The 18867-nt window shown below is 69.3% G+C and carries 21 protein-coding genes and 1 pseudogene; 12 read left to right on the top strand and 10 right to left on the bottom strand.

The features are described from left to right. Positions 1-20: 20 nt before the first annotated feature. On the bottom strand, positions 21-338 hold the full coding sequence (locus ACIBNA_RS09050) for a hypothetical protein (protein WP_274817593.1): 318 nt from the start codon (positions 336-338) through the stop codon (positions 21-23). 263 nt (positions 339-601) lie between these two features. On the opposite strand from ACIBNA_RS09050, the gene rpsF reads away from it, so the two are divergent. The 4 genes from rpsF to rplI all read left to right on the top strand — a co-directional run bounded on the left by rpsF (position 602) and on the right by rplI (position 2302). Beyond that, entirely contained in the window at positions 602-892 is a 291-nt protein-coding gene (rpsF, locus tag ACIBNA_RS09045) for a 30S ribosomal protein S6 (protein WP_190199270.1), read from the top strand. A gap of 70 nt (positions 893-962) precedes the next feature. Then, positions 963-1556, top strand: a complete 594-nt coding sequence (locus ACIBNA_RS09040) for a single-stranded DNA-binding protein (protein WP_399164561.1) — start codon at positions 963-965, stop codon at positions 1554-1556. 44 nt (positions 1557-1600) lie between these two features. Continuing rightward, positions 1601-1837 carry a 30S ribosomal protein S18 gene (gene rpsR, locus ACIBNA_RS09035; RefSeq protein WP_003949403.1) on the top strand — a complete coding sequence of 79 codons (237 nt, stop codon included), beginning with the start codon at positions 1601-1603 and terminating at the stop codon, positions 1835-1837. Positions 1838-1855: 18 nt separating this feature from the next. Continuing rightward, the gene (gene rplI / locus ACIBNA_RS09030; RefSeq protein ID WP_010032778.1) at positions 1856-2302 is read left to right on the top strand and encodes a 50S ribosomal protein L9; all 447 of its coding nucleotides are present in this window, start codon (positions 1856-1858) and stop codon (positions 2300-2302) included. A gap of 137 nt (positions 2303-2439) precedes the next feature. Here rplI and ACIBNA_RS09025 read toward each other — a convergent pair whose 3' ends face one another. Beyond that, positions 2440-3777 (bottom strand): MATE family efflux transporter, encoded by a 1338-nt coding sequence (locus ACIBNA_RS09025; RefSeq protein ID WP_399164560.1) that lies wholly within the window; start codon positions 3775-3777, stop codon positions 2440-2442. 460 nt (positions 3778-4237) lie between these two features. On the opposite strand from ACIBNA_RS09025, the gene dnaB reads away from it, so the two are divergent. Further along, complete coding sequence (dnaB, locus tag ACIBNA_RS09020) at positions 4238-5719, top strand: replicative DNA helicase (protein WP_399164559.1); 1482 nt, start codon at positions 4238-4240, stop codon at positions 5717-5719. 59 nt (positions 5720-5778) lie between these two features. Continuing rightward, positions 5779-7164, top strand: a complete 1386-nt coding sequence (locus ACIBNA_RS09015) for a serine hydrolase domain-containing protein (protein ID WP_399164558.1) — start codon at positions 5779-5781, stop codon at positions 7162-7164. Between the two features lie 55 nt (positions 7165-7219). Here the strand turns inward: ACIBNA_RS09015 and ACIBNA_RS09010 are convergent, their stop codons facing one another. Together ACIBNA_RS09010 and ACIBNA_RS09005 are read right to left on the bottom strand one after the other, a co-directional pair. Next, on the bottom strand, positions 7220-7672 hold the full coding sequence (locus ACIBNA_RS09010; RefSeq protein WP_399164557.1) for a GNAT family N-acetyltransferase: 453 nt from the start codon (positions 7670-7672) through the stop codon (positions 7220-7222). Between the two features lie 82 nt (positions 7673-7754). Then, positions 7755-8219 carry a MarR family winged helix-turn-helix transcriptional regulator gene (locus ACIBNA_RS09005; protein WP_399164556.1) on the bottom strand — a complete coding sequence of 155 codons (465 nt, stop codon included), beginning with the start codon at positions 8217-8219 and terminating at the stop codon, positions 7755-7757. 144 nt (positions 8220-8363) lie between these two features. Here ACIBNA_RS09005 and ACIBNA_RS09000 point away from each other — a divergent pair, with 144 nt between their 5' ends. Both ACIBNA_RS09000 and ACIBNA_RS08995 read left to right on the top strand, forming a co-directional pair. After that, complete coding sequence (locus ACIBNA_RS09000) at positions 8364-9572, top strand: MFS transporter (RefSeq protein ID WP_399164555.1); 1209 nt, start codon at positions 8364-8366, stop codon at positions 9570-9572. Between the two features lie 80 nt (positions 9573-9652). Further along, positions 9653-10074: pseudogene (locus tag ACIBNA_RS08995) on the top strand (heme-binding protein). A gap of 73 nt (positions 10075-10147) precedes the next feature. Here ACIBNA_RS08995 and ACIBNA_RS08990 read toward each other — a convergent pair. Next, positions 10148-11014, bottom strand: coding sequence for a GNAT family N-acetyltransferase (locus tag ACIBNA_RS08990; RefSeq protein ID WP_399164554.1), 867 nt, complete (start codon positions 11012-11014; stop codon positions 10148-10150). 555 nt (positions 11015-11569) lie between these two features. Between ACIBNA_RS08990 and ACIBNA_RS08985 the strand changes: the two genes are divergently transcribed. Then, positions 11570-13204 (top strand): globin domain-containing protein, encoded by a 1635-nt coding sequence (locus ACIBNA_RS08985; RefSeq protein ID WP_399164553.1) that lies wholly within the window; start codon positions 11570-11572, stop codon positions 13202-13204. Between the two features lie 13 nt (positions 13205-13217). On the opposite strand, the gene ACIBNA_RS08980 is transcribed toward ACIBNA_RS08985, so the two are convergent. From ACIBNA_RS08980 to ACIBNA_RS08960, 5 genes are all read right to left on the bottom strand, one after another. Further along, on the bottom strand, positions 13218-13700 hold the full coding sequence (locus tag ACIBNA_RS08980) for an NUDIX domain-containing protein (protein WP_399164552.1): 483 nt from the start codon (positions 13698-13700) through the stop codon (positions 13218-13220). Between the two features lie 133 nt (positions 13701-13833). After that, positions 13834-14739 (bottom strand): LysR family transcriptional regulator, encoded by a 906-nt coding sequence (locus ACIBNA_RS08975; RefSeq protein ID WP_399164551.1) that lies wholly within the window; start codon positions 14737-14739, stop codon positions 13834-13836. Positions 14740-14934: 195 nt separating this feature from the next. Next, a complete protein-coding gene (locus tag ACIBNA_RS08970) occupies positions 14935-16161 on the bottom strand; it encodes a cystathionine gamma-lyase (RefSeq protein ID WP_399164550.1) in 1227 nt (408 codons plus the stop codon). Further along, positions 16158-16649, bottom strand: coding sequence for a low molecular weight protein-tyrosine-phosphatase (locus ACIBNA_RS08965; protein ID WP_399164549.1), 492 nt, complete (start codon positions 16647-16649; stop codon positions 16158-16160). Before ACIBNA_RS08965 ends, ACIBNA_RS08970 begins: the two co-directional genes overlap by 4 nt. Positions 16650-16655: 6 nt before the next feature. Next, entirely contained in the window at positions 16656-17033 is a 378-nt protein-coding gene (locus tag ACIBNA_RS08960; protein WP_399164548.1) for a phage holin family protein, read from the bottom strand. 60 nt (positions 17034-17093) lie between these two features. On the opposite strand from ACIBNA_RS08960, the gene ACIBNA_RS08955 reads away from it, so the two are divergent. From ACIBNA_RS08955 to ACIBNA_RS08945, 3 genes are all read left to right on the top strand, one after another. Continuing rightward, complete coding sequence (locus ACIBNA_RS08955; protein ID WP_059414731.1) at positions 17094-17411, top strand: cupin domain-containing protein; 318 nt, start codon at positions 17094-17096, stop codon at positions 17409-17411. 165 nt (positions 17412-17576) lie between these two features. Then, positions 17577-17789 (top strand): DUF5326 family protein, encoded by a 213-nt coding sequence (locus ACIBNA_RS08950; protein WP_399164547.1) that lies wholly within the window; start codon positions 17577-17579, stop codon positions 17787-17789. A gap of 330 nt (positions 17790-18119) precedes the next feature. Beyond that, on the top strand, positions 18120-18845 hold the full coding sequence (locus ACIBNA_RS08945) for an IclR family transcriptional regulator (RefSeq protein WP_399164546.1): 726 nt from the start codon (positions 18120-18122) through the stop codon (positions 18843-18845). Positions 18846-18867 lie beyond the last annotated feature (22 nt).

The following is an 18867-nucleotide window of genomic DNA, read 5'->3' as shown; positions in this document are numbered from 1 at the left end:
TCAGAAGGATGTGCCTGGCGTCAGTCGATGAGACCGCCGAAGAGACCGCCGTGCGCCATGCCCAGGAAGAACCCGACGCCCGCGGCACCGAGGCCGAGGATCAGGCCGAAGCGCTCCCTCGTCGTCTCCGAGACCCACTGGCCGTACGCACCGGTGAGAATGCCCACCAGCCCGGTCCAGGAGCTCAGCAGATGCAGGTCCTCGTCGACCAGTGCCGTGATGAACGACGTGATGCCCAGCACCAGGGTCACCGCGAGCAGGGTGTCCTGGAGGGGGTGGGGCTTGCCGTCCGTGGCGAAGAGGCCGCCGGCGGTGTTGGGTCGCAATGCCTGTGCCATAGGGCACCTCCTGCGAAAGTCGGCGCATCGTAGCGCCATACACACCCGATGTGTACAGATTGGCTGCCCTGGCGGCCGGATTTCAACCGCAAGCCGCTGTGCGGGTACTCTGTACCGTCCGCACCGGTGTCTGCCCATGTCACGGTAGGGGTTTCTCCACAGAACCCCCGGCTGTCAGTGGTGGCCGATACCGTTGCTACGCATCACAACCCTCCTGCCACGGAACGACCGTGGCCGCTGAGTCCAAAGGAGGTGGGTTCCACATGCGTCACTACGAGGTGATGGTCATCCTCGACCCCGACGTCGAGGAGCGCGCTGTCTCCCCGCTGATCGAGAACTTCCTCTCTGTCGTCCGTGACGGCGGCGGAAAGGTCGAGAAGATCGACACCTGGGGCCGTCGTCGTCTCGCGTACGAGATCAAGAAGAAGCCTGAGGGCATCTACTCGGTCATCGACCTGCAGGCCGAGCCTGCGGTCGTCAAGGAGCTCGACCGCCAGATGAACCTGAACGAGTCGGTCCTCCGGACCAAGGTCCTCCGTCCCGAGATGCACTGAGCTCACACGCTCAGCTGATTCCGGGATTCGAGTAGCAAGCAGCCAGAGCAAACCCGCCGAGAGGTTCCCCATGGCAGGCGAGACCGTCATCACGGTGGTCGGCAATCTTGTCGACGACCCCGAGCTGCGCTTCACCCCCTCCGGTGCGGCCGTCGCGAAGTTCCGTGTCGCGTCCACTCCCCGCACCTTCGACCGCCAGACGAACGAGTGGAAGGACGGCGAGAGCCTCTTCCTGACCTGCTCGGTCTGGCGTCAGGCGGCGGAGAACGTCGCCGAGTCGCTCCAGCGAGGCATGCGCGTCATCGTGCAGGGCCGGCTGAAGCAGCGGTCCTACGAGGACCGTGAGGGCGTCAAGCGCACGGTCTACGAGCTGGACGTCGAGGAAGTCGGCGCCAGCCTGCGCAACGCCACGGCCAAGGTCACCAAGACCACCGGCCGCGGTGGCCAGGGCGGCTACGGCGGCGGCGGTGGCGGTGGCGGCCAGGGTGGCGGCGGCTGGGGCGGCGGCCCCGGTGGCGGCCAGCAGGGCGGCGGCGCTCCCGCTGACGACCCGTGGGCGACCGGCGCTCCCGCCGGTGGCAACCAGGGCGGTGGCGGCGGCTGGGGCGGTGGCTCCGGCGGCGGCCAGCAGGGCGGCGGCTACTCGGACGAGCCCCCCTTCTAGGGCGGGCTCGCACCCCAACTTCTTGATCACACAGGAGATACACCATGGCGAAGCCGCCTGTGCGCAAGCCGAAGAAGAAGGTCTGCGCTTTCTGCAAGGACAAGGTCACGTACGTGGACTACAAGGACACGAACATGCTGCGGAAGTTCATTTCCGACCGCGGCAAGATCCGTGCCCGCCGCGTGACCGGCAACTGCACGCAGCACCAGCGTGACGTCGCCACGGCCGTCAAGAACAGCCGTGAGATGGCGCTGCTGCCCTACACCTCCACCGCGCGATAAGGGAAGGGTGACCGACACATGAAGATCATCCTCACCCACGAGGTCTCCGGCCTCGGTGCCGCGGGCGACGTCGTCGACGTCAAGGACGGTTACGCTCGCAACTACCTGATCCCGCGGAAGTTCGCTATCCGCTGGACCAAGGGTGGCGAGAAGGACGTCGAGCAGATCCGTCGTGCTCGCAAGATCCACGAGATCCAGACCATCGAGCAGGCCAACCAGGTGAAGGCCCAGCTCGAGGGCGTCAAGGTCCGCCTGGCTGTCCGCTCCGGCGACGCCGGTCGTCTCTTCGGTTCCGTCACCCCGGCCGACATCGCTTCCGCGATCAAGGCTTCCGGTGGCCCCGAGGTCGACAAGCGCCGCATCGAGCTGGGCTCGCCGATCAAGACGCTCGGCGCTCACGAGACGTCCGTGCGTCTGCACCCCGAGGTTGCCGCCAAGGTCAACATCGAGGTCGTCGCGGCCTGAGTGCCGCGCTCGCTGAGGCAGTGAGCGATGGGGTCGCACCCTTCGGGGTGCGACCCCATCGCCGTTTCACGTGAAACACCGTGTTGGTGAAACGTCGTGTTTCACGTGAAACAGTCAGTGAGGGCCAAGTCCGCGGGTCAGCGAGTCGCGCCCGTCACGACCCAGCGGCCCGAGCGGGTCCGGAGCCACAGCGTCAGCATCCGCACGGTCATCATCAGCGTCATGGTGGCCCAGAGAGCGGTGAGCCCGCCGCCCAGCACCGGCACCAGCAGAGCGACCGGGGTGAAGACGGCCAGAGTGAGCAGCATCGCCCATGCCAGATAGGGGCCGTCGCCGGCGCCCATCAGGACTCCGTCCAGGACGAAGACGATGCCTGAGATCGGCTGTGAGAGGGCGACGATGAGCAGGGCGGGCAGCGCCACGTCCTTGACCGCGGAGTCACTGGTGAACAGGGGCAGGAACGCCGGGCGGGTGATGACGACCAGAATGCCCAGGACGACTCCGACGGCGATCCCCCATTCGACCATGCGACGGCATGCGTCGCGGGCGCCTTGTGCGTCACCGGCTCCGAGGTAGCGCCCGATGATGGCCTGTCCCGCGATGGCGATGGCGTCGAGGGCGAAGGCGAGCAGGCTCCACAGGGACAGGATGATCTGGTGTGCGGCGATGTCGGCATCCCCGAGACGGGCGGCGACCGCCGTGGCGATCATCAGGATCGCCCGCAGGGAGAGAGTGCGAACCAGCAGGGGTACACCGGCCTGTGCGGAGGCCCTGATCCCGGCGGCGTCCGGGCGAAGCGAGGCACCGTGCTTGCGCGCACCGCGCAGAACCACCGCGAGATAGACCACGGCCATGCCCCACTGGGCGATGACGGTGCCCCAGGCGGAGCCGGCGATCCCCAGGTCGGCGCCGTAGACGAGCCCCGCGTTGAGAGCGCCGTTGGCGACGAAGCCGGCGATGGCCACGTAGAGAGGGGTCTTGGTGTCCTGGAGGCCGCGCAGCACTCCGGTGGCGGCGAGGACGATGAGCATGGCCGGTATGCCGAGCGCGGAGATGCGCAGGTACGTGGTCGCAAAGGGAGCCGCCGCATCCGAGGCGCCGAAGAGGTCCACGACGGCGGATGCCGTCGGCAGGAGGACGGCGACGACGGCAGCGCCGAGGAGCAGTGCCAGCCAGATGCCGTCCATGCCCTGACGGATGGCGGCCTGGAGATCACCCGCGCCGACGCGACGGGCGACCGCCGCTGTCGTGGCGTAGGCGAGGAAGACGAAGACACTGACGGCGGTCATCAGCAGGGCGGAGGCGACGCCGAGGCCAGCGAGTTGGGCTGTGCCCAGATGGCCCACGATGGCGGTGTCGGCCATGAGGAAGAGTGGCTCGGCGACGAGGGAACCGAAGGCCGGCACGGCCAACGCGACGATCTCTCGGTCGTGCTGTCTCCGGCCGGTTCGGCGGCGCGCGGGGGCCTGTGTCATGTGCACCAATCTAATCGTCCACAGGTAAGAGATGCAAAGGTTTTGCACCCCTTACCTTCCGTCCAGCGGTGCGCACTGCTGTGCACCATTCGAAGCGATCTTGCGCCGGTTGGGGAAGTTTTTCTTCTGCACAGCCGGTGGACGGTAAAGTCGCAGGTCAGAGCCATCTCTTCGAAACGGCTAGGTGCTTGTTCACAGGCCTGTCCACCGGGTCGTGCACAGGTTTTGAGGAGTTCTCCACAGCATCTGGGCCGTCGTCCACATGGCCTGTGGATAACCAGATTGGCTGACGGTGCCGACAGGCCTAACGTGGTCCGGCGCCCGCTCCGTCCGCCGGTTTTCAAAACAGCACAAAACCGGCGTTGGCTAACCGGAGTTGGGCGTCTCATTTGTCAGTGCCGTGCCGTAGAAAAGAGGGGCACGGCGAGGTCTGCTGCGGCGGACGGGAGGAGGTGGCTCGGTGAGCATTTCCGAGCCCTTGGACGACCCGTGGGCCGACAGCGGTCCCAGTGATCGTCTGCCCGCCTCCCGCCGACGTGGCGACGGAGCCCGGGGCCGCGACGAGCAGCACGAGCGCGGCCGGGACAGCGGAGCATGGGAGGGCGACGCCGGCCCGGCGTTCGAGCGAGTACCACCGCAGGACATCGAGGCAGAGCAGTCCGTCCTCGGCGGCATGCTGCTCTCCAAGGACGCCATCGCCGACGTCGTCGAGATCCTCAAGGGCCACGACTTCTACAAGCCCGCACACGAGACGATCTACCAGGCCGTCCTCGACGTCTACGCCAAGGGCGAGCCGGCCGACCCCATCACGATCGCCGCCGAACTCACCAAGCGCGGCGAGATCAACAAGGTCGGCGGGGCCTCGTATCTGCACACCCTCGTCCAGACGGTGCCCACGGCCGCCAACGCCGCCTACTACGCGGAGATCGTCCACGAGCGGGCCGTGCTGCGCCGCCTGGTCGAGGCGGGTACGCGCATCACGCAGATGGGATACGCGGCCGACGACGACGTCGACGAGATCGTCAACCGCGCCCAGGCGGAGGTCTACGCGGTCACCGAGCAGCGCACCAGCGAGGACTATCTGCCGCTCGGCGACATCATGGAGGGCGCGCTCGACGAGATCGAGGCGATCGGCTCGCGCAGCGGCGAGATGACCGGTGTACCCACGGGGTTCACGGACTTCGACTCGCTCACCAACGGGCTGCACCCGGGCCAGATGATCGTCATCGCCGCGCGTCCCGCCATGGGTAAGTCGACGCTCGCGCTGGACTTCGCGCGGGCCGCCTCGATCAAGAACAACCTGCCGAGCGTGATCTTCTCGCTCGAAATGGGGCGCAACGAGATCGCGATGCGTCTGCTGTCCGCCGAGGCCCGGGTCGCCCTGCACCACATGCGGTCCGGCACGATGACGGACGAGGACTGGACGCGCCTGGCCCGGCGGATGCCGGACGTCTCGGCGGCCCCGCTCTACATCGACGACTCCCCGAACCTGTCGATGATGGAGATCCGTGCCAAGTGCCGCCGCCTCAAGCAGCGCAACGACCTCCGGCTGGTGGTCATCGACTACCTCCAGCTGATGCAGTCCGGTGGTTCGAAGCGGTCCGAGAGCCGCCAGCAGGAGGTCTCGGACATGTCCCGTAACCTCAAGCTGCTGGCCAAGGAGCTGGAGATCCCGGTCATCGCGCTCTCCCAGCTGAACCGTGGTCCCGAGCAGCGCACGGACAAGAAGCCGATGGTCTCCGACCTGCGTGAGTCCGGTTCCATCGAGCAGGACGCCGACATGGTCATCCTGCTGCACCGTGAGGACGCCTACGAGAAGGAGTCGCCGCGCGCGGGCGAGGCCGACCTGATCGTGGCCAAGCACCGAAACGGCCCGACGGCGACGATCACGGTCGCCTTCCAGGGTCACTACTCGCGGTTCGTTGACATGGCGCAGACCTGAGGCGGTGCCGGCGGCGAAATGAGGTCGACTCGCCGGGCCGGGCCAGGTGGACTTGGACCATGACGACACCTCAGGAAGAGCTGCTTCCCGCAACGAGTCGTGCGCTGCTGCACCGGATCGCCGTGGCTCAGGCGCAGGGGCGGGCCCCGTCGCTGGTCGCGGCCGTCGTCCGGGACGGGCGGGCGGTGTGGAACGGTGCCCGGACATCGGTGGAGGGGCAAGAGCCCGACGAGCACGTCCAGTACCGCATCGGCTCGATCACCAAGACCTTCACCGCCGTTCTCGTGATGCGTCTGCGGGACGAGGGACTGCTTGGGCTTGGTGACCCACTGGAGAAGTACGTGCCGGGTACCGGCGCGGGGGAGGCCACGATCGCCGAACTGCTCGCGCACACGGGCGGGCTGGCGGCCGAGTCGCCTGGTCCGTGGTGGGAGCGCACGCCCGGGTCCCTGCGGCCGGATCTGTCCGATGTGCTCGGTGAGCAGCCTCTCCTGCACCCCGTCGGCCGACGGCATCACTACTCGAACCCCGGCTACACGTTGCTGGGCGCGCTCGTGGAGGAGCTGCGGGGGACCTCCTGGGAGGAGGTACTACGGCGTGAAGTGCTCGAACCGCTGGGGCTCGATCGGACCGATGTGCGACCACAGGCCCCGCACGCGGGCGGTTGGGCCGTGCACCCCTGGGCGGACGTGCTGCTGCCCGAGCCCGCCGAGGACCTCGGTCGTATGGCACCCGCTGGTCAACTCTGGTCGACCACGGCAGATCTGGCCCGGTTCGCGGCCTTCCTGGTGAAGGGCGACGAGAGGGTGCTGAGCGCCGAGTCCCTGCGGGAGATGCGGACCCCGGCGGCGCCTGCGGAAGCCGCGGATGTGATGTCCGGTGACGCATACGGCCTCGGCATGCAGATTCAGCGCCGGCACGGCCGGCTGCTCGTGGGGCACAGCGGATCCCTGCCGGGCTTCCTGGCGAATGTGAGCATCAGCGTGGAGGACGACGTGGCGGCGGTCGTGCTGGCCAACTGCACCTCGGGCCCGCTGGTGTCCGGCGTCGCCGCCGATCTCGTCCGTATCGTCGCCGAGGCGGAGCCGCGCATCCCCGCCCCGTGGAAGCCACTGCGTGATGTCGACCCGTCGATGCTGGAGCTGACAGGGCAGTGGTACTGGGGCACGTATGCCTTCGCCCTGCGGCTCACGGCCGACGGGCTCGCCTCGCTGGAGCCGCTGTCCGGCAACGGGCGACGCTCGCGGTTCCGCCCGAACGGCGATGGCACCTGGACCGGCCTGGAGGGTTACTACGCCGGAGAGCTGCTGAAGGCCGTACGGCGGCCGGACGGATCCGTGAGCCATCTGGACCTCGGTTCGTTCGTGTTCACGCGTCAGCCGTACGACCAAGGGGCTCCTGTGCCGGGTGGGGTCGACCCGGAGGGTTGGCGTGGGATCGGTTAGACGGTGACGTGGATGGGGCTCTGTTTCACGTGAAACAGAGCCCCATCCACGTCGGTCACAACGGGAGCTTGAAGCCCGTGTGGGAGGCCGTGAAGCCGAGCCGTTCGTAGAAGCGGTGGGCGTCGGTGCGTGTGGTGTCGGAGGTCAGCTGGACCAACTGGCAGCCCTGCTGCCGGGATTCGTCGATCGCCCACTCGATGAGTTGTGTCCCCAGGCCGCTGCCGCGCTCATCGGCATGGACGCGTACGCCTTCGATGATCGACCTGGTCGCACCGCGCCGGGACAGCCCGGGAATGATCGAGAGCTGGAGCGTGCCGACGACACGGCCCTCCCGGACCGCCACGATCAAGTGCTGGTTCGGGTCGGCGCTGAGCCGCTCCAGCGCGGTCAAGTACGGGGTCAGGTCGTCTGGTGACTCGCGCTGTGCGCCCAAGGGGTCGTCCGCGAGCATGCCGACGATCGCGGGTACGTCGTCGGCGGCCGCGGGGCGTATCTCAAGATCTCCCATGGGCCGCACCCTACGCAGCAACGGCCGGGCCGTACGCAGGAACGGCCGGACCTTACGCAGGAACTGCCGGTGCGAGCGGCCCCTACGCGGGTACCGGAGCCTTCAGCGTCTCCACGACTCGGACCAGCGGGGCCAGCTCGGGGTTCTTCGCCGCCTCGTCGAGGGCCCCGCGCAGGGCGGTGTCGTTGGTCGGCCGTGCCTCTTCGAGCAGCTTGAGGCCCGCCTCGGTGACGTTCGTGTAGATGCCCCGGCGGTCGGTGGGGCAGAGGTAGCGCTCCAGGAGTCCGCGGTCCTCGAGCCGGGTGACCAGACGCGTGGTGGCGCTCTGGCTGAGGACGACCGCGTCGGCGACCTGCTTCATCTGGAGATGCCCTCCGTCCCCGTCGTGCTGCCGGCTCAGCACGTCGAGCAGGGAGTACTCGCGCGCGCTCAGATCGTGCTTGGCCTGTAGGGCGCGCTCGATGTGGGCCTCGATCCTCCCGTGCAGCAGGGAGAGGGCGCACCAGCTCTGGGCGAGAGCGGTGAGCGCGGGGTCCGTCGCTGTCATTGGCGTTTCCTCCGTCCCGGAGCGGCTGACACCCAGGATAGAGCAGGCCCGCAATTGACGGCTGTTGCATGTAGCCCGCGTGTGCAACTATTGTTCAGCGCACGCAAAGCGCTCCTGCAATCGTCTGGGAAGGTGTACCCCTCCATGCCTCTCGCGCTTATGGCCCTCGCGATCGGGGCCTTCGGAATCGGAACGACCGAGTTCGTGATCATGGGCTTGCTGCCCGAGGTCGCGGGCGACTACGGGGTCTCCATTCCCACCGCCGGATATCTGGTGACCGGCTATGCCCTCGGTGTCATGTTCGGCGCCCCGCTGATGACCGGTCTGGGCACCAAGGTCTCCCGCAAGCGGATGCTGATGCTGCTGATGGGCCTGTTCATCGTCGGCAACCTGCTCTCGGCACTCGCTCCCGCCTTCGCCGTCATGCTGATCGGCCGGGTCGTCGCCTCGCTGGCCCACGGCGCCTTCTTCGGTATCGGCTCGGTCGTCGCGGCCGACCTCGTCGCCCCGGACAAGAAGGCCGGAGCCATAGCGATGATGTTCACCGGCCTGACCGTCGCCAACGTCGTCGGCGTCCCGCTGGGCACGCTCGTCGGGCAGTCCGTCGGCTGGCGGGTGACCTTCGGCATCGTCGCCGCCCTCGGCGTCATCGGCCTGGCCGGTGTCGCCCGGCTCGTCCCCGACATGCCCAAGCCTGAGGGGGTGCGCCTGCGGCACGAACTCGCCGCCTTCAAGAACGTGCAGGTGCTGCTCGCGATGGCGATGACCGTCCTCGGCTTCGGCGGCGTCTTCGCGGCCATCACCTACATCGCTCCGATGATGACCCACACCGCGGGCTTCGCCGACGGCTCCGTCACCTGGCTGCTGGTCCTCTTCGGCATCGGCATGGTCGGCGGCAACCTCGTGGGCGGCAAGTTCGCCGACCGCGCCCTGATGCCCATGCTGTACGTCTCCCTGGGCGCCCTGGCCGTCGTCCTGGCGCTGTTCACCCTCACCGCGCACAACAAGCTGCTGTCGGCCGTCACGATCGCCCTGATCGGTGCCCTGGGCTTCGCCAGCGTCCCGCCGCTCCAGAAGCGGGTCCTCGACCAGGCGCACGGCGCGCCGACGCTGGCCTCCGCCGTGAACATCGGCGCCTTCAACCTCGGCAACGCCCTGTCCGCCTGGCTGGGCGGCCTCGTGATCGCGGCGGGCTTCGGCTACACCGCCCCCAACTGGGTCGGTGCCGCCCTGGCCGCGGGAGCCCTGGGCCTGGCCTTCCTCTCGGCCGCCCTCGAACGCCGTGCCGGTGCCCCCAGCACCGTCGTCACGGAATCCGCGCCGACCGAGCAGCGGACCGCCGTCCACCACTGAGCCACCGGGCCGACCAGGCTCACTGCCTCTTCCCCGGCCCGGACCAGCACGACCCTGCACGTTTCTAGGAGAACCACCTCATGAGCACCACCACCGCGGTCGCCCCACTGACCACTCACGACGCCGACGTCCTCGTCACCGCCGCCCGGCGTGCCGCCGAGGCCGCGGATGTCACCGTGAGCGTCACCATCCTGGACGCGGGCGGCCATCTGCTCGCCTTCCGGCGTGACGACCGTGCCGTGCTGATCTCCGGCGAGACCAGCACCCGCAAGACCTACACGGCCTCCAGCTGAACGCGCCCACCGCCGACCTCGTGGACGCCGTGCAGCCCGGAGGCCTCTTCCACACCCTGCCCACCGCGCTCGACCGGCCGCTGCTGTTCATCGCCGGCGGTGTGCCGGTGCACCGCGACGGCCGCCTGATCGGCGCGATCGGTGTCGGCGGTGGTGCGCCGGAGCAGGACCACGCCTTCGCCACAGCCGCCGTGGAGGCCCTCGCCTGACCGGGCCCCTTCAGCGAGACGACGCCGGTTCCCCGAACCCCTGGGGAGTCGGCGTTCGTCGTATCAGGGCCCTTCAGCCCGCCGCGACCGTGACCGGGGCGAACCGACGACTCCAGTCCCCGGGCAGCTCGGTGATCCTGTACGACATCACCGAGTTGAAGGCGACGGAGACCAGACCTCGCTCCTTCGCCCACGCGAGCAGCTCGGTGTGCCGTACGTCGATGTCGGTGCGCAGGGGACGGTCGGTGTGGGCTGCGAGGGAGGCGATGAGTGCTTGGGCCACCGACGTGTCACGCGCGATGAGCGGGCCGACGACATGCGTATCCATGTTGGGCCAGGCGGCCGCGTACCCGATGATCCGCCCGTCCTCCTCCGCCACACGCAGCTGGTCGGCGAAGGCCGGCAGTCGGGTGATGATGTGGGTGCGGTCGGTCCCGAACGCCTGCTCGTCGAGCCGGAGGATCGCAGTGAGGTCCTCGGCGGTCGCGGCACGGGTGGCGACCGCCGGCTGCGGCCCGCCTGGAGTGAAACGCCCGCACACCATCTCTGCCCGCCCGGTGACCTTGAAGCCGAGTTCCTCGTAGAGGGGTTGGCCGTACGGTGTCGCGTGCAGGGTGAGGGGTGTGGTGCCCATCGCGGAGACGACGTGGCGCATCAGTCGGCGTCCCACGCCCTGTCGGGTGTGCCGTGCGGCGACCAGGACCATGCCGATCGCCGCGAGGGCGGGGCGCTCCGGCGGTCCGTACTCGGTGACGACACAGGCGCTCACGAGGCCGCCGTCGGGGTCGTCGATGCCGTAGCCCTTCCCGGCCGTGAGGAGGAAGCCCCACTTGTGCTCCTCCCGTAGCCACCCCCGGTCCTCGGACAAGTCGGCGCAGGCGGCGAGATCGCGGAGCGTCAGACGGCGGATGGGCAGGGAGGCAAGGGAAGGAGTCGGCACGCAGGTCAGGCTGTCCGACCGGAGCCCCTGACGTCCACCGCTTTCCCCGGACAGATACGAGCTTTTGGCTAGTTTTAGCCGACTGCACAGAGCGCGGACAGACGCCGGACGTTTCACGTGAAACACAAGCCCGTCGCCCGCTATTGACGGTACCGATGATTCGCGCCCTGCCCTCATTCGTGACGGGGCAAGGGGGGACTTGTGTGCACAGCGGTGGCCGGTAGGGTCGACTCCGGTTCACGTCCGGGGCGGGCGCCCCGTTCTGTGTGGGCCGCGTACAGGGCAATGCAGCCTAATGGGACGGAGAGATCGAAGACCCGCGTTTCCGGATATGCGACCGAGCCGCCCAGGCGAGTGGGAAGCTCAGGTGAGAGTACTGCGGTCAATGTCACACTCTTGTCTTACTTGTCCGTACAGAGCCGAAACACGGGTTGAATGTGGCCGCATTGGCCGCGACACCGGATGGGAACGCAGTCCGTCCACGGGGGAAAGCAGGCACCTTCCGACTGGGGAAGTGCGCAGACCGACCGAAAGATGCTCGAGGCGAGGCACACCATGGACGCTCCGACCACCACGTCGGCCGACAACGGCACTTCTGGCGGCGGGAGCGGCTGGTTCACGCCCCGCAACAAGCCGACGCCGACGCCGGGTAACGAGCCCGAGACGCCGGACGGCCGTCGACCGGCCGTGATACGCCCGGTGGGCCGGCAGACGGCCGACCCGGCGGCACCGGCAGACGGCGCAGTGGCTCCACCCGCCTCGACGACAGACGGCGCTCCAGACGGCGCGAGCACCGGTGCGCCGGACCAGGAGCGCGAATCCCCGGACGCGATACCCGCGCCCGGCCCCATAGCCGCACCCTCCACCCCCTCTCCGGCACCCTTCACCTCCTCTCCCGCACCCTCCGCCCCTTCTCTCGCGGCCTCGTCGCCACGACACGCGCCCACGACGGTCCCACCGGCCCATGCGCCCTTCGCCGCCGCCACGGCTCCTCCCGCCGAGCCGCGCGTACCCGTCCAGCGGCCCGCACCGGTGTCGCCCCCGGAACCAGCCGCCCCCGCCCCGGCCGCGGAAGCGTCACCGGACGCCATCCTCATTCGCCGCGCCATGGCAGAGGTCGCGCCCGTGGCCGACAAGGTCACCTCGTACTTCTACGCCCTGCTCTTCGTCCGCCACCCCGACCTGCGCTCACTCTTCCCGGCCGCGATGGACACCCAGCGGGACCGGCTGCTCAGAGCGCTGCTCACGGCCGCCGAGCACATCGACAACACCGATGTCCTGGTCGACTACCTGCAGAACCTCGGCCGGGGCCACCGGAAGTACGGAACGCGGGCCGAGCACTATCCGGCCGTCGGCGAATGCCTGATCGGCGCGCTGAGCAAGTACGCCGCCGGGGTCTGGGATCAGGAGATGGAGGCGGCCTGGGTCCGGACGTACACCGCGATCTCCCAGATCATGATCGACGCGGCGGCCGCCGACGAACTGCGTGCCCCGGCCTGGTGGTACGCCGAGATCGTCACGCACGACCTCAGGACCCCGGACGTCGCGGTCGTCACCGTCCGCCCCGACCAGCCCTACCCCTTCCTCGCCGGGCAGTACACGAGCCTGGAGACCCCCTGGTGGCCCCGGATATGGCGGCACTACTCCTTCGCCTCGGCGCCCCGCTCCGACGGCCTGCTGTCGTTCCACGTGAAGGCCGTCCCGGCGGGCTGGGTCTCCAACGCCCTGGTGCACCGCGCCCGCCCCGGTGACATCGTCCGGCTCGGCCCGCCCGCCGGCTCCATGACCGTCGACCACACCACCGACAGCGGACTGCTCTGCCTGGGCGGCGGCACCGGCATAGCCCCCATCAAGGCGCTGGTCGAGGACGTCGCCGAGCACGGCGAACGCCGGCAGGTCGAGGTCTTCTACGGGGCCCGCACCGACCACGACCTGTACGACATCGACACCATGCTCCGCCTCCAGCAGAGCCACCCCTGGCTCTCGGTCCGCGCGATCATCGACCAGCAGGCACACCAGCAGCTTCCGGACGCGGTACGCGCCTACGGGCCGTGGCACGAGTACGACGCCTACCTGTCGGGTCCGCCCGGGATGATCCGCAGCGGTGTGGACGCCCTGCGGGACATCGGCATTCCGTCGGAGCGCATACGGCACGACTCCGTGGAGGAACTGGTCGCGACCGGGTCCTGATCCGCGCTCGGTGTCAGCCCAGGTCGGGGGCGTGCATGGCGCGTACGCCCTCGATGTTGCCGTCCAGGTAGTGCCGCAGCGACAGCGGAACGAGATGGACGGAGGCGATTCCGACCCGGGTGAAGGGCACGCGCACGATCTCGTACTCGCCGACGGGCTCGTCCACCTCGGGGCCGTGGCGCAGGGAGGGGTCCATGGACTCCAGGTGACAGACGAAGAAGTGCTGCACCTTCACGCCGGTCGCGCCGCCGTCGTCCCCGATGTGCTCCACGGTGTCCACGAAGCAGGGCACCACGTCGGTGATCTTCGCGCCGAGTTCCTCGTACACCTCGCGGTGCAGGGCGTGGACGACGGTCGAGTCGCTGGGCTCGACCCCGCCGCCGGGAGTGAGCCAGTAGGGATCCATGCCCGGCTTGGTGCGCTTGATCAGGATCAGGTCGTCACCATCCAGCAGAACGGCACGGGCGGTGCGCTTGACCACAGGTCGGACGGTCATGGGTGAAATGTGGCCCGGCTGGTTCCACGTGAAACATCGCGAAACGTCACCGGACGGGCTCTCAGAGTGAGGCACTGTCCGGGCAGCCGTCATCCGCGCCCGCGCAACCTGGCACCCGCCCTCGGGCGCCTCGTCAGCACCAGTCGGCCGCCGCCCGCTGCAACCACTCGTGGGCCCGCGCGATATGGGGCATCGCGAGCGTCCCGGTGCGCACCACCAGGAAGTACGTACGCAGCGGCGGCACCGCAGGCTCGTGCAGGGCGACGACGTCACCTCGCTCCAACGCCTCCGCGCACAGATAGCGGGGCAGCACCGCCAAGCCCGCGCCCGCGACCGCGCACGCCAGGACCGCACGCAGGTCGGGGGCGACGACGGTGCCGGGAGCGGCCGGGCGCGAGTCGAAGACGGAGGCCCAGTAGCGGGAGACGAAGGGCAGCGACTCGTGCACCTCCACCACGGGCACCTGCTCCAGGGCCGGCTCCGGCTTGCGGTCCGGCTGCCCGGCGCCGGTCTGTTCGGCCCAGCGCGGGGCGGCGACCAGGACGTGCTCCTCGTCGCAGAGCGCAGTCGCCGTGAGCAGGGCACCGCGCGGACGGGCCGTGCTGATGGCCAGATCATGATGCCCGGCGGAAAGCCCTTCCAGCGTTTCCTCGGCGTTCCCGAAGGAAGCGCGCAAGGCGAAGCCCTGGCCGTCCTCACCGGTCAGCTCCGTGAGGGCGGGCAGGGCCCGTTCCGCGGTGAACTCCAAAGGCCCGGCGAGGTGCAGCGTCCGTAAGGAGGAGTCGTCGTCGAGACCGGTCTCGGTTATCTCCACCAAGGCGTCGAGATGCGGTGCGGCCTTGTGGGCGAGTTCATCGCCGATGCTGGTCGGGGTCACGCCGCGGGCCTGCCGCAGGAACAGGGGGCGGCCCAGCTGCCGTTCCAGCGTGCGGATCTGTGAGGTGACGGCCGGCTGGGAGAGGCCGAGCAGGGCGGCGGCGCGGGTGAAGGAACCGGCCCGGTGCACGGTCACGAAGGTCCGCAGCAAGGCCAGATCCACACCGCTCTCCCCTCTTCGGCCCCGCTCCCGCCCCCCGACCGCGCCCAACTATAAATAAGTCGATAGGTCTCTGTCGCTACTGTGATTGGACACTGACAGAGAGTCAACTAGCCTTGGTCGCGCGGTTCTTGCGCGCGGAACCGGGGGACGGTCCGAGCCACGAGGGGGGAGGCTCGGACCGTCCGTGGGGGAGGGTCAGGCCGCCGACGCGTCCAGCGCCCGCAGCACATCGGCCACCAGGTCCTCCGGATCCTCGGCGCCGACCGACAGGCGGATGAAGCCCTCCGGCACCGCGTCGCCGCCCCAGCGTCCGCGCCGTTCGGCCGTGGACCGCACTCCGCCGAAGCTCGTCGCGTCGTCCACGAGCCGCAGGGCGTCGAGAAAACGGTCGGCACGCGCGCGTGTGGGCAGCGTGAACGACACCACGCACCCAAAGCGCCGCATCTGCTGCGCGGCGATCTTGTGCGCGGGGTCGCCCGGCAGCCCGGGATAGCGCAGCCCGGTCACCTCGGGCCGCTCGCGCAGCGCCTCGGCGACCGCCAGGGCCGTCGCGCTCTGCCGGTCGACCCGCATCTGGAGCGTCGCGATGGAACGGTGCGCGAGCCAGGCCTCCATCGGCCCGGGAACGGCACCGACGATCTTGCGCCAGCGGCGTACGGCGGCCATGGCCTCGGGATCCCGGCCGACGACGTAGCCCAGGAGGATGTCGCCGTGACCGGTGAGCTGCTTGGTGCCGCTGGCCACCGCGAAGTCGGCGCCGAGCTCCAGAGGGCGCTGGCCGAGCGGTGTCGCGAGGGTGTTGTCCACGGCCACCAGGGCGCCACGCGTATGTGCCGCCTCTGCGAGCCGCCTGATGTCACACACGTCGAGCCCGGGGTTCGACGGGGTCTCGATCCACAGCAGCTTCGCGCCGTCGAGGACGTCGAGCTGGGCGTCGCCGCCGGTGGGGGCGGTGCGCACCTCGATGCCGTACGCCTCCAGCTGGGCGCGCACCAGGGGCAGCGCCTGGTAGCCGTCGTCGGGCAGGACGCATATGTCCCCGGCGCGCAGCTGGGAGAAGAGCACCGCCGAGGTCGCGGCCATGCCGGAGGCGAACACGAGCGTCTCGACGCCGTCCTGCCCGGGCGCCTCCAGCTGGCCGACGGCGCGCTCCAGCAGCGTCCAGGTCGGGTTCTCGTCGCGGCCGTATGTGTAGGGGCCGGTGGGCTCGCCCGGCAGGTGGTAGTGGGCGGCGAACACCGGGCCGGGCAGGGTGGGCTCGTACTTGGCCGGCTCGGGCAGCCCGGCCCGCACCGCGCGCGTGCCGTCACCGGCATCCGCGGCCATCTGGTCGACGGCGCGCGGCACCCGCCCCGCGGCACCCGCCGCCGGACCGGCGTCGCCTGTCACCCGATGCGCGTCGCCCGTCGCGGATTCGCTCATGCCGCCTGTCCCTCCACGTCCCCACGCACCGCGGCGAGCAGACCGGCGCTCGCCGCCTCCACCATCTCAAGGCACTCCTCGAAGCCCTCGGCGCCTCCGTAGTAGGGGTCCGGCACGTCGAGGTCGTCGCCTGCGGGGGGGTCGTACGAACGCAGCAGACGCACCTTCTGCGCGTCCTGTTCCGTGGGAGCGAGGCGGCGCAGCGCCCTGAGGTGGCCGGAGTCGAGGGCGACGACCAGGTCGAGGCGGGAGAACCACGACGGCTGGAACTGCCGGGCCGTGTGGCCGGTGGCGTAGCCGTTCTCCGCCAGGACGGCCACCGTGCGCGGGTCGGCGCCGTCGCCCTCGTGCCAGCCGCCCGTGCCGGCGCTGTCGACCTCGACCAGGCCGTCGAGACCGGCCTCCGCCACGCGCGCGCGGAAGACGATCTCGGCCATCGGGGAACGGCAGATGTTGCCCGTGCAGACGAAGCAGACGCGGTACGTCATGCGCGCTCAGTCCTTGTCGGGCAGGACGACGTTCAGCGCCCAGGAGACGACAGAGATGATCAGGCCGCCCAGGACGGCCGTCCAGAAGCCCTCCACGTGGAAGCTGAGGTCGAGCTGGTCGGCCAGCCACGAGGTGAGCAGCAGCATCAGCGCGTTGACGATCAGGGTGAACAGGCCGAGCGTCAGGATCAGCAGCGGGAGGCTGAGGAGCTTGACGACCGGCTTGACCAGGAAGTTCACCAGGCCGAAGATCAGCGCGACGATGATCAGGGTGCCGATCTTCTTGCCCGTGCTGTCACCGGTCAGGGTGATCTTGTCGAGCAGCCATACGGCGACTGCCAGGGCACCCGCGTTGGCGATCGTCTTGACTAGGAAATTCATCATGTGTCTGATCGTGGCAGACCTGATCGGGCATGGGCACAAGAGGCAGGGGCGGACAAGGCGATGAAGGCATTCCGGCTGGATGAACTGGAGGCGGAGCGCGCCGCCAACGAGGGCGCCTACCTGCAGTTTCTGCGGGAGCAGAACATGTCGGTCGGCCTGTACGCCCTCGATGCGGGCGATCAGGATCCACAGAAGCCGCACAATCAGGACGAGGTCTACTTCGTTGTGAGCGGCCGCGCCGCGATCACCGTCGGCCTGGAGACGACGCAGGTGGCACGCGGCAGCGTGATCTACGTACCGGCCGGCGTCGCGCACAAGTTCCACCACATCACCGAGGACCTGAGGGTGCTGGTGGTCTTCTCTCCGCCCGAGAGGTGACGGACCGTCTCGGGGTTCCCTAGGGGTTCGGTCAGGGGGAGACAAGGGGCGCGAGGCCCCCGCCGGGCCCTCTTTCGGACCTAGCATCGAGTGCAGGACATCAGAGATCCAGAGGTACCGACAGGACCCGGCACTCGAACGGGCGGAGAGGTAAGGACGAGGGCGATGCGAGAGATCTTCACGGGACTGCCGTGGTGGGTGAAGTGGATCGCGGTGCCGGTCATCGCCCTGGTCGTGTTCGGCGGGCTGATCGCCAACGTGGTCGGGTTCGTCATCGGACTGCTCTTCAAGGTGCTGGTCTTCGTGGCGCTGGTCGGCGGACTGATCTACGTCGTACGGAAGTTCACGTCGAGTTCATCGTCGCGCAGCGACTGGTGAGACCCGTGGGAAACCGGTGGGGGTAGCGGGAAACACCCGGGGCCACCGGTTCCCTCGGCCGGGGGAAGTTTCCCCTCCGGGCCGTCTGCGTGCGGTGGCAGACGAATAGAGTCCGGAACTCGACGCGGGGACGTCCCCCGCGAGCGGCGTACACCCCCGCCCGTGTCCATCGGCACGGTCTACCCCCTCGCGCTTCGGGAGTGACCCTTGGCCCCGGCTGACACCGCACGTGTCCACCTGCACACCGTCCCCGCGCAACCCCGCTCGGCGTCACCCTCCGAGCAACCGCCTCCCGCCACGCCACCCCCTCCGGCGACCCTCATCGGATCCGTGCAGCGCGCGATGCGCCTGCTGGAGACCGTCGCCGCGCACGAATACGGCGCCCCCGCCAAGCAGCTGGCCCGGGAGACCGGGCTGGCCCTGCCCACGACCTACCACCTGCTGCGCACCCTCGTGCACGAGGGCTATCTCCGCCGGGACAAGGGCCTGTTCTTCCTCGGTGAGGCTGCCGAGCGGCTGAGCAGCAGCGGGGCACGGCAGAAACGTCGCAGCACCGTCGTCGACGCGCTCGCACACTGGCGGGACATGCTCGGCGTCCCCGTGTACTACGCGGTGTACCGCGAGGGCGAGATCGAGGTCATGTGCGTCTCCGACACCCCGGGCACTCCCGCGGTCGAGGAGTGGGCCGACTTCCGGGAGACCGGGCACGCGCACGCCATCGGGCAGTGCCTGCTGTCCCAGCTGGACGAGGAGGCCCGACGGGACCACCTCGACCGCTATCCGGTGCAGGCCCTCACGCCGTACACCGTGCGGGACAACCACAGCCTGCTGCGCCGTCTGGAGCGAGTGCGGCGCATGGAACCTGTGATCGAGCGTCAGGAGTACGCCCTTGGCGCCGTCTGCGCGGCGATTCCGCTCACCCTCGGCACCACGGCCGCGACGCTGGCCATCTCCCTGCCTGCCCACCAGGAGGACCGGCTGCTGCCGGCGGCCCGCCAGTTGCAGGGCGAAGTCGGGCGTCTGCTCGGGTCGCTCGCGCTCTCTATCAGTATGTGAAAACTCACTCCTTGTGATCTGC

The sequence above is a fragment of the Streptomyces sp. NPDC050164 genome, from assembly GCF_044459945.1.
In the GTDB taxonomy this organism is placed as follows: Bacteria; Actinomycetota; Actinomycetes; order Streptomycetales; family Streptomycetaceae; genus Streptomyces; species Streptomyces coeruleorubidus_A.
This window is presented reverse-complemented; position numbering and strand designations above follow the sequence as displayed.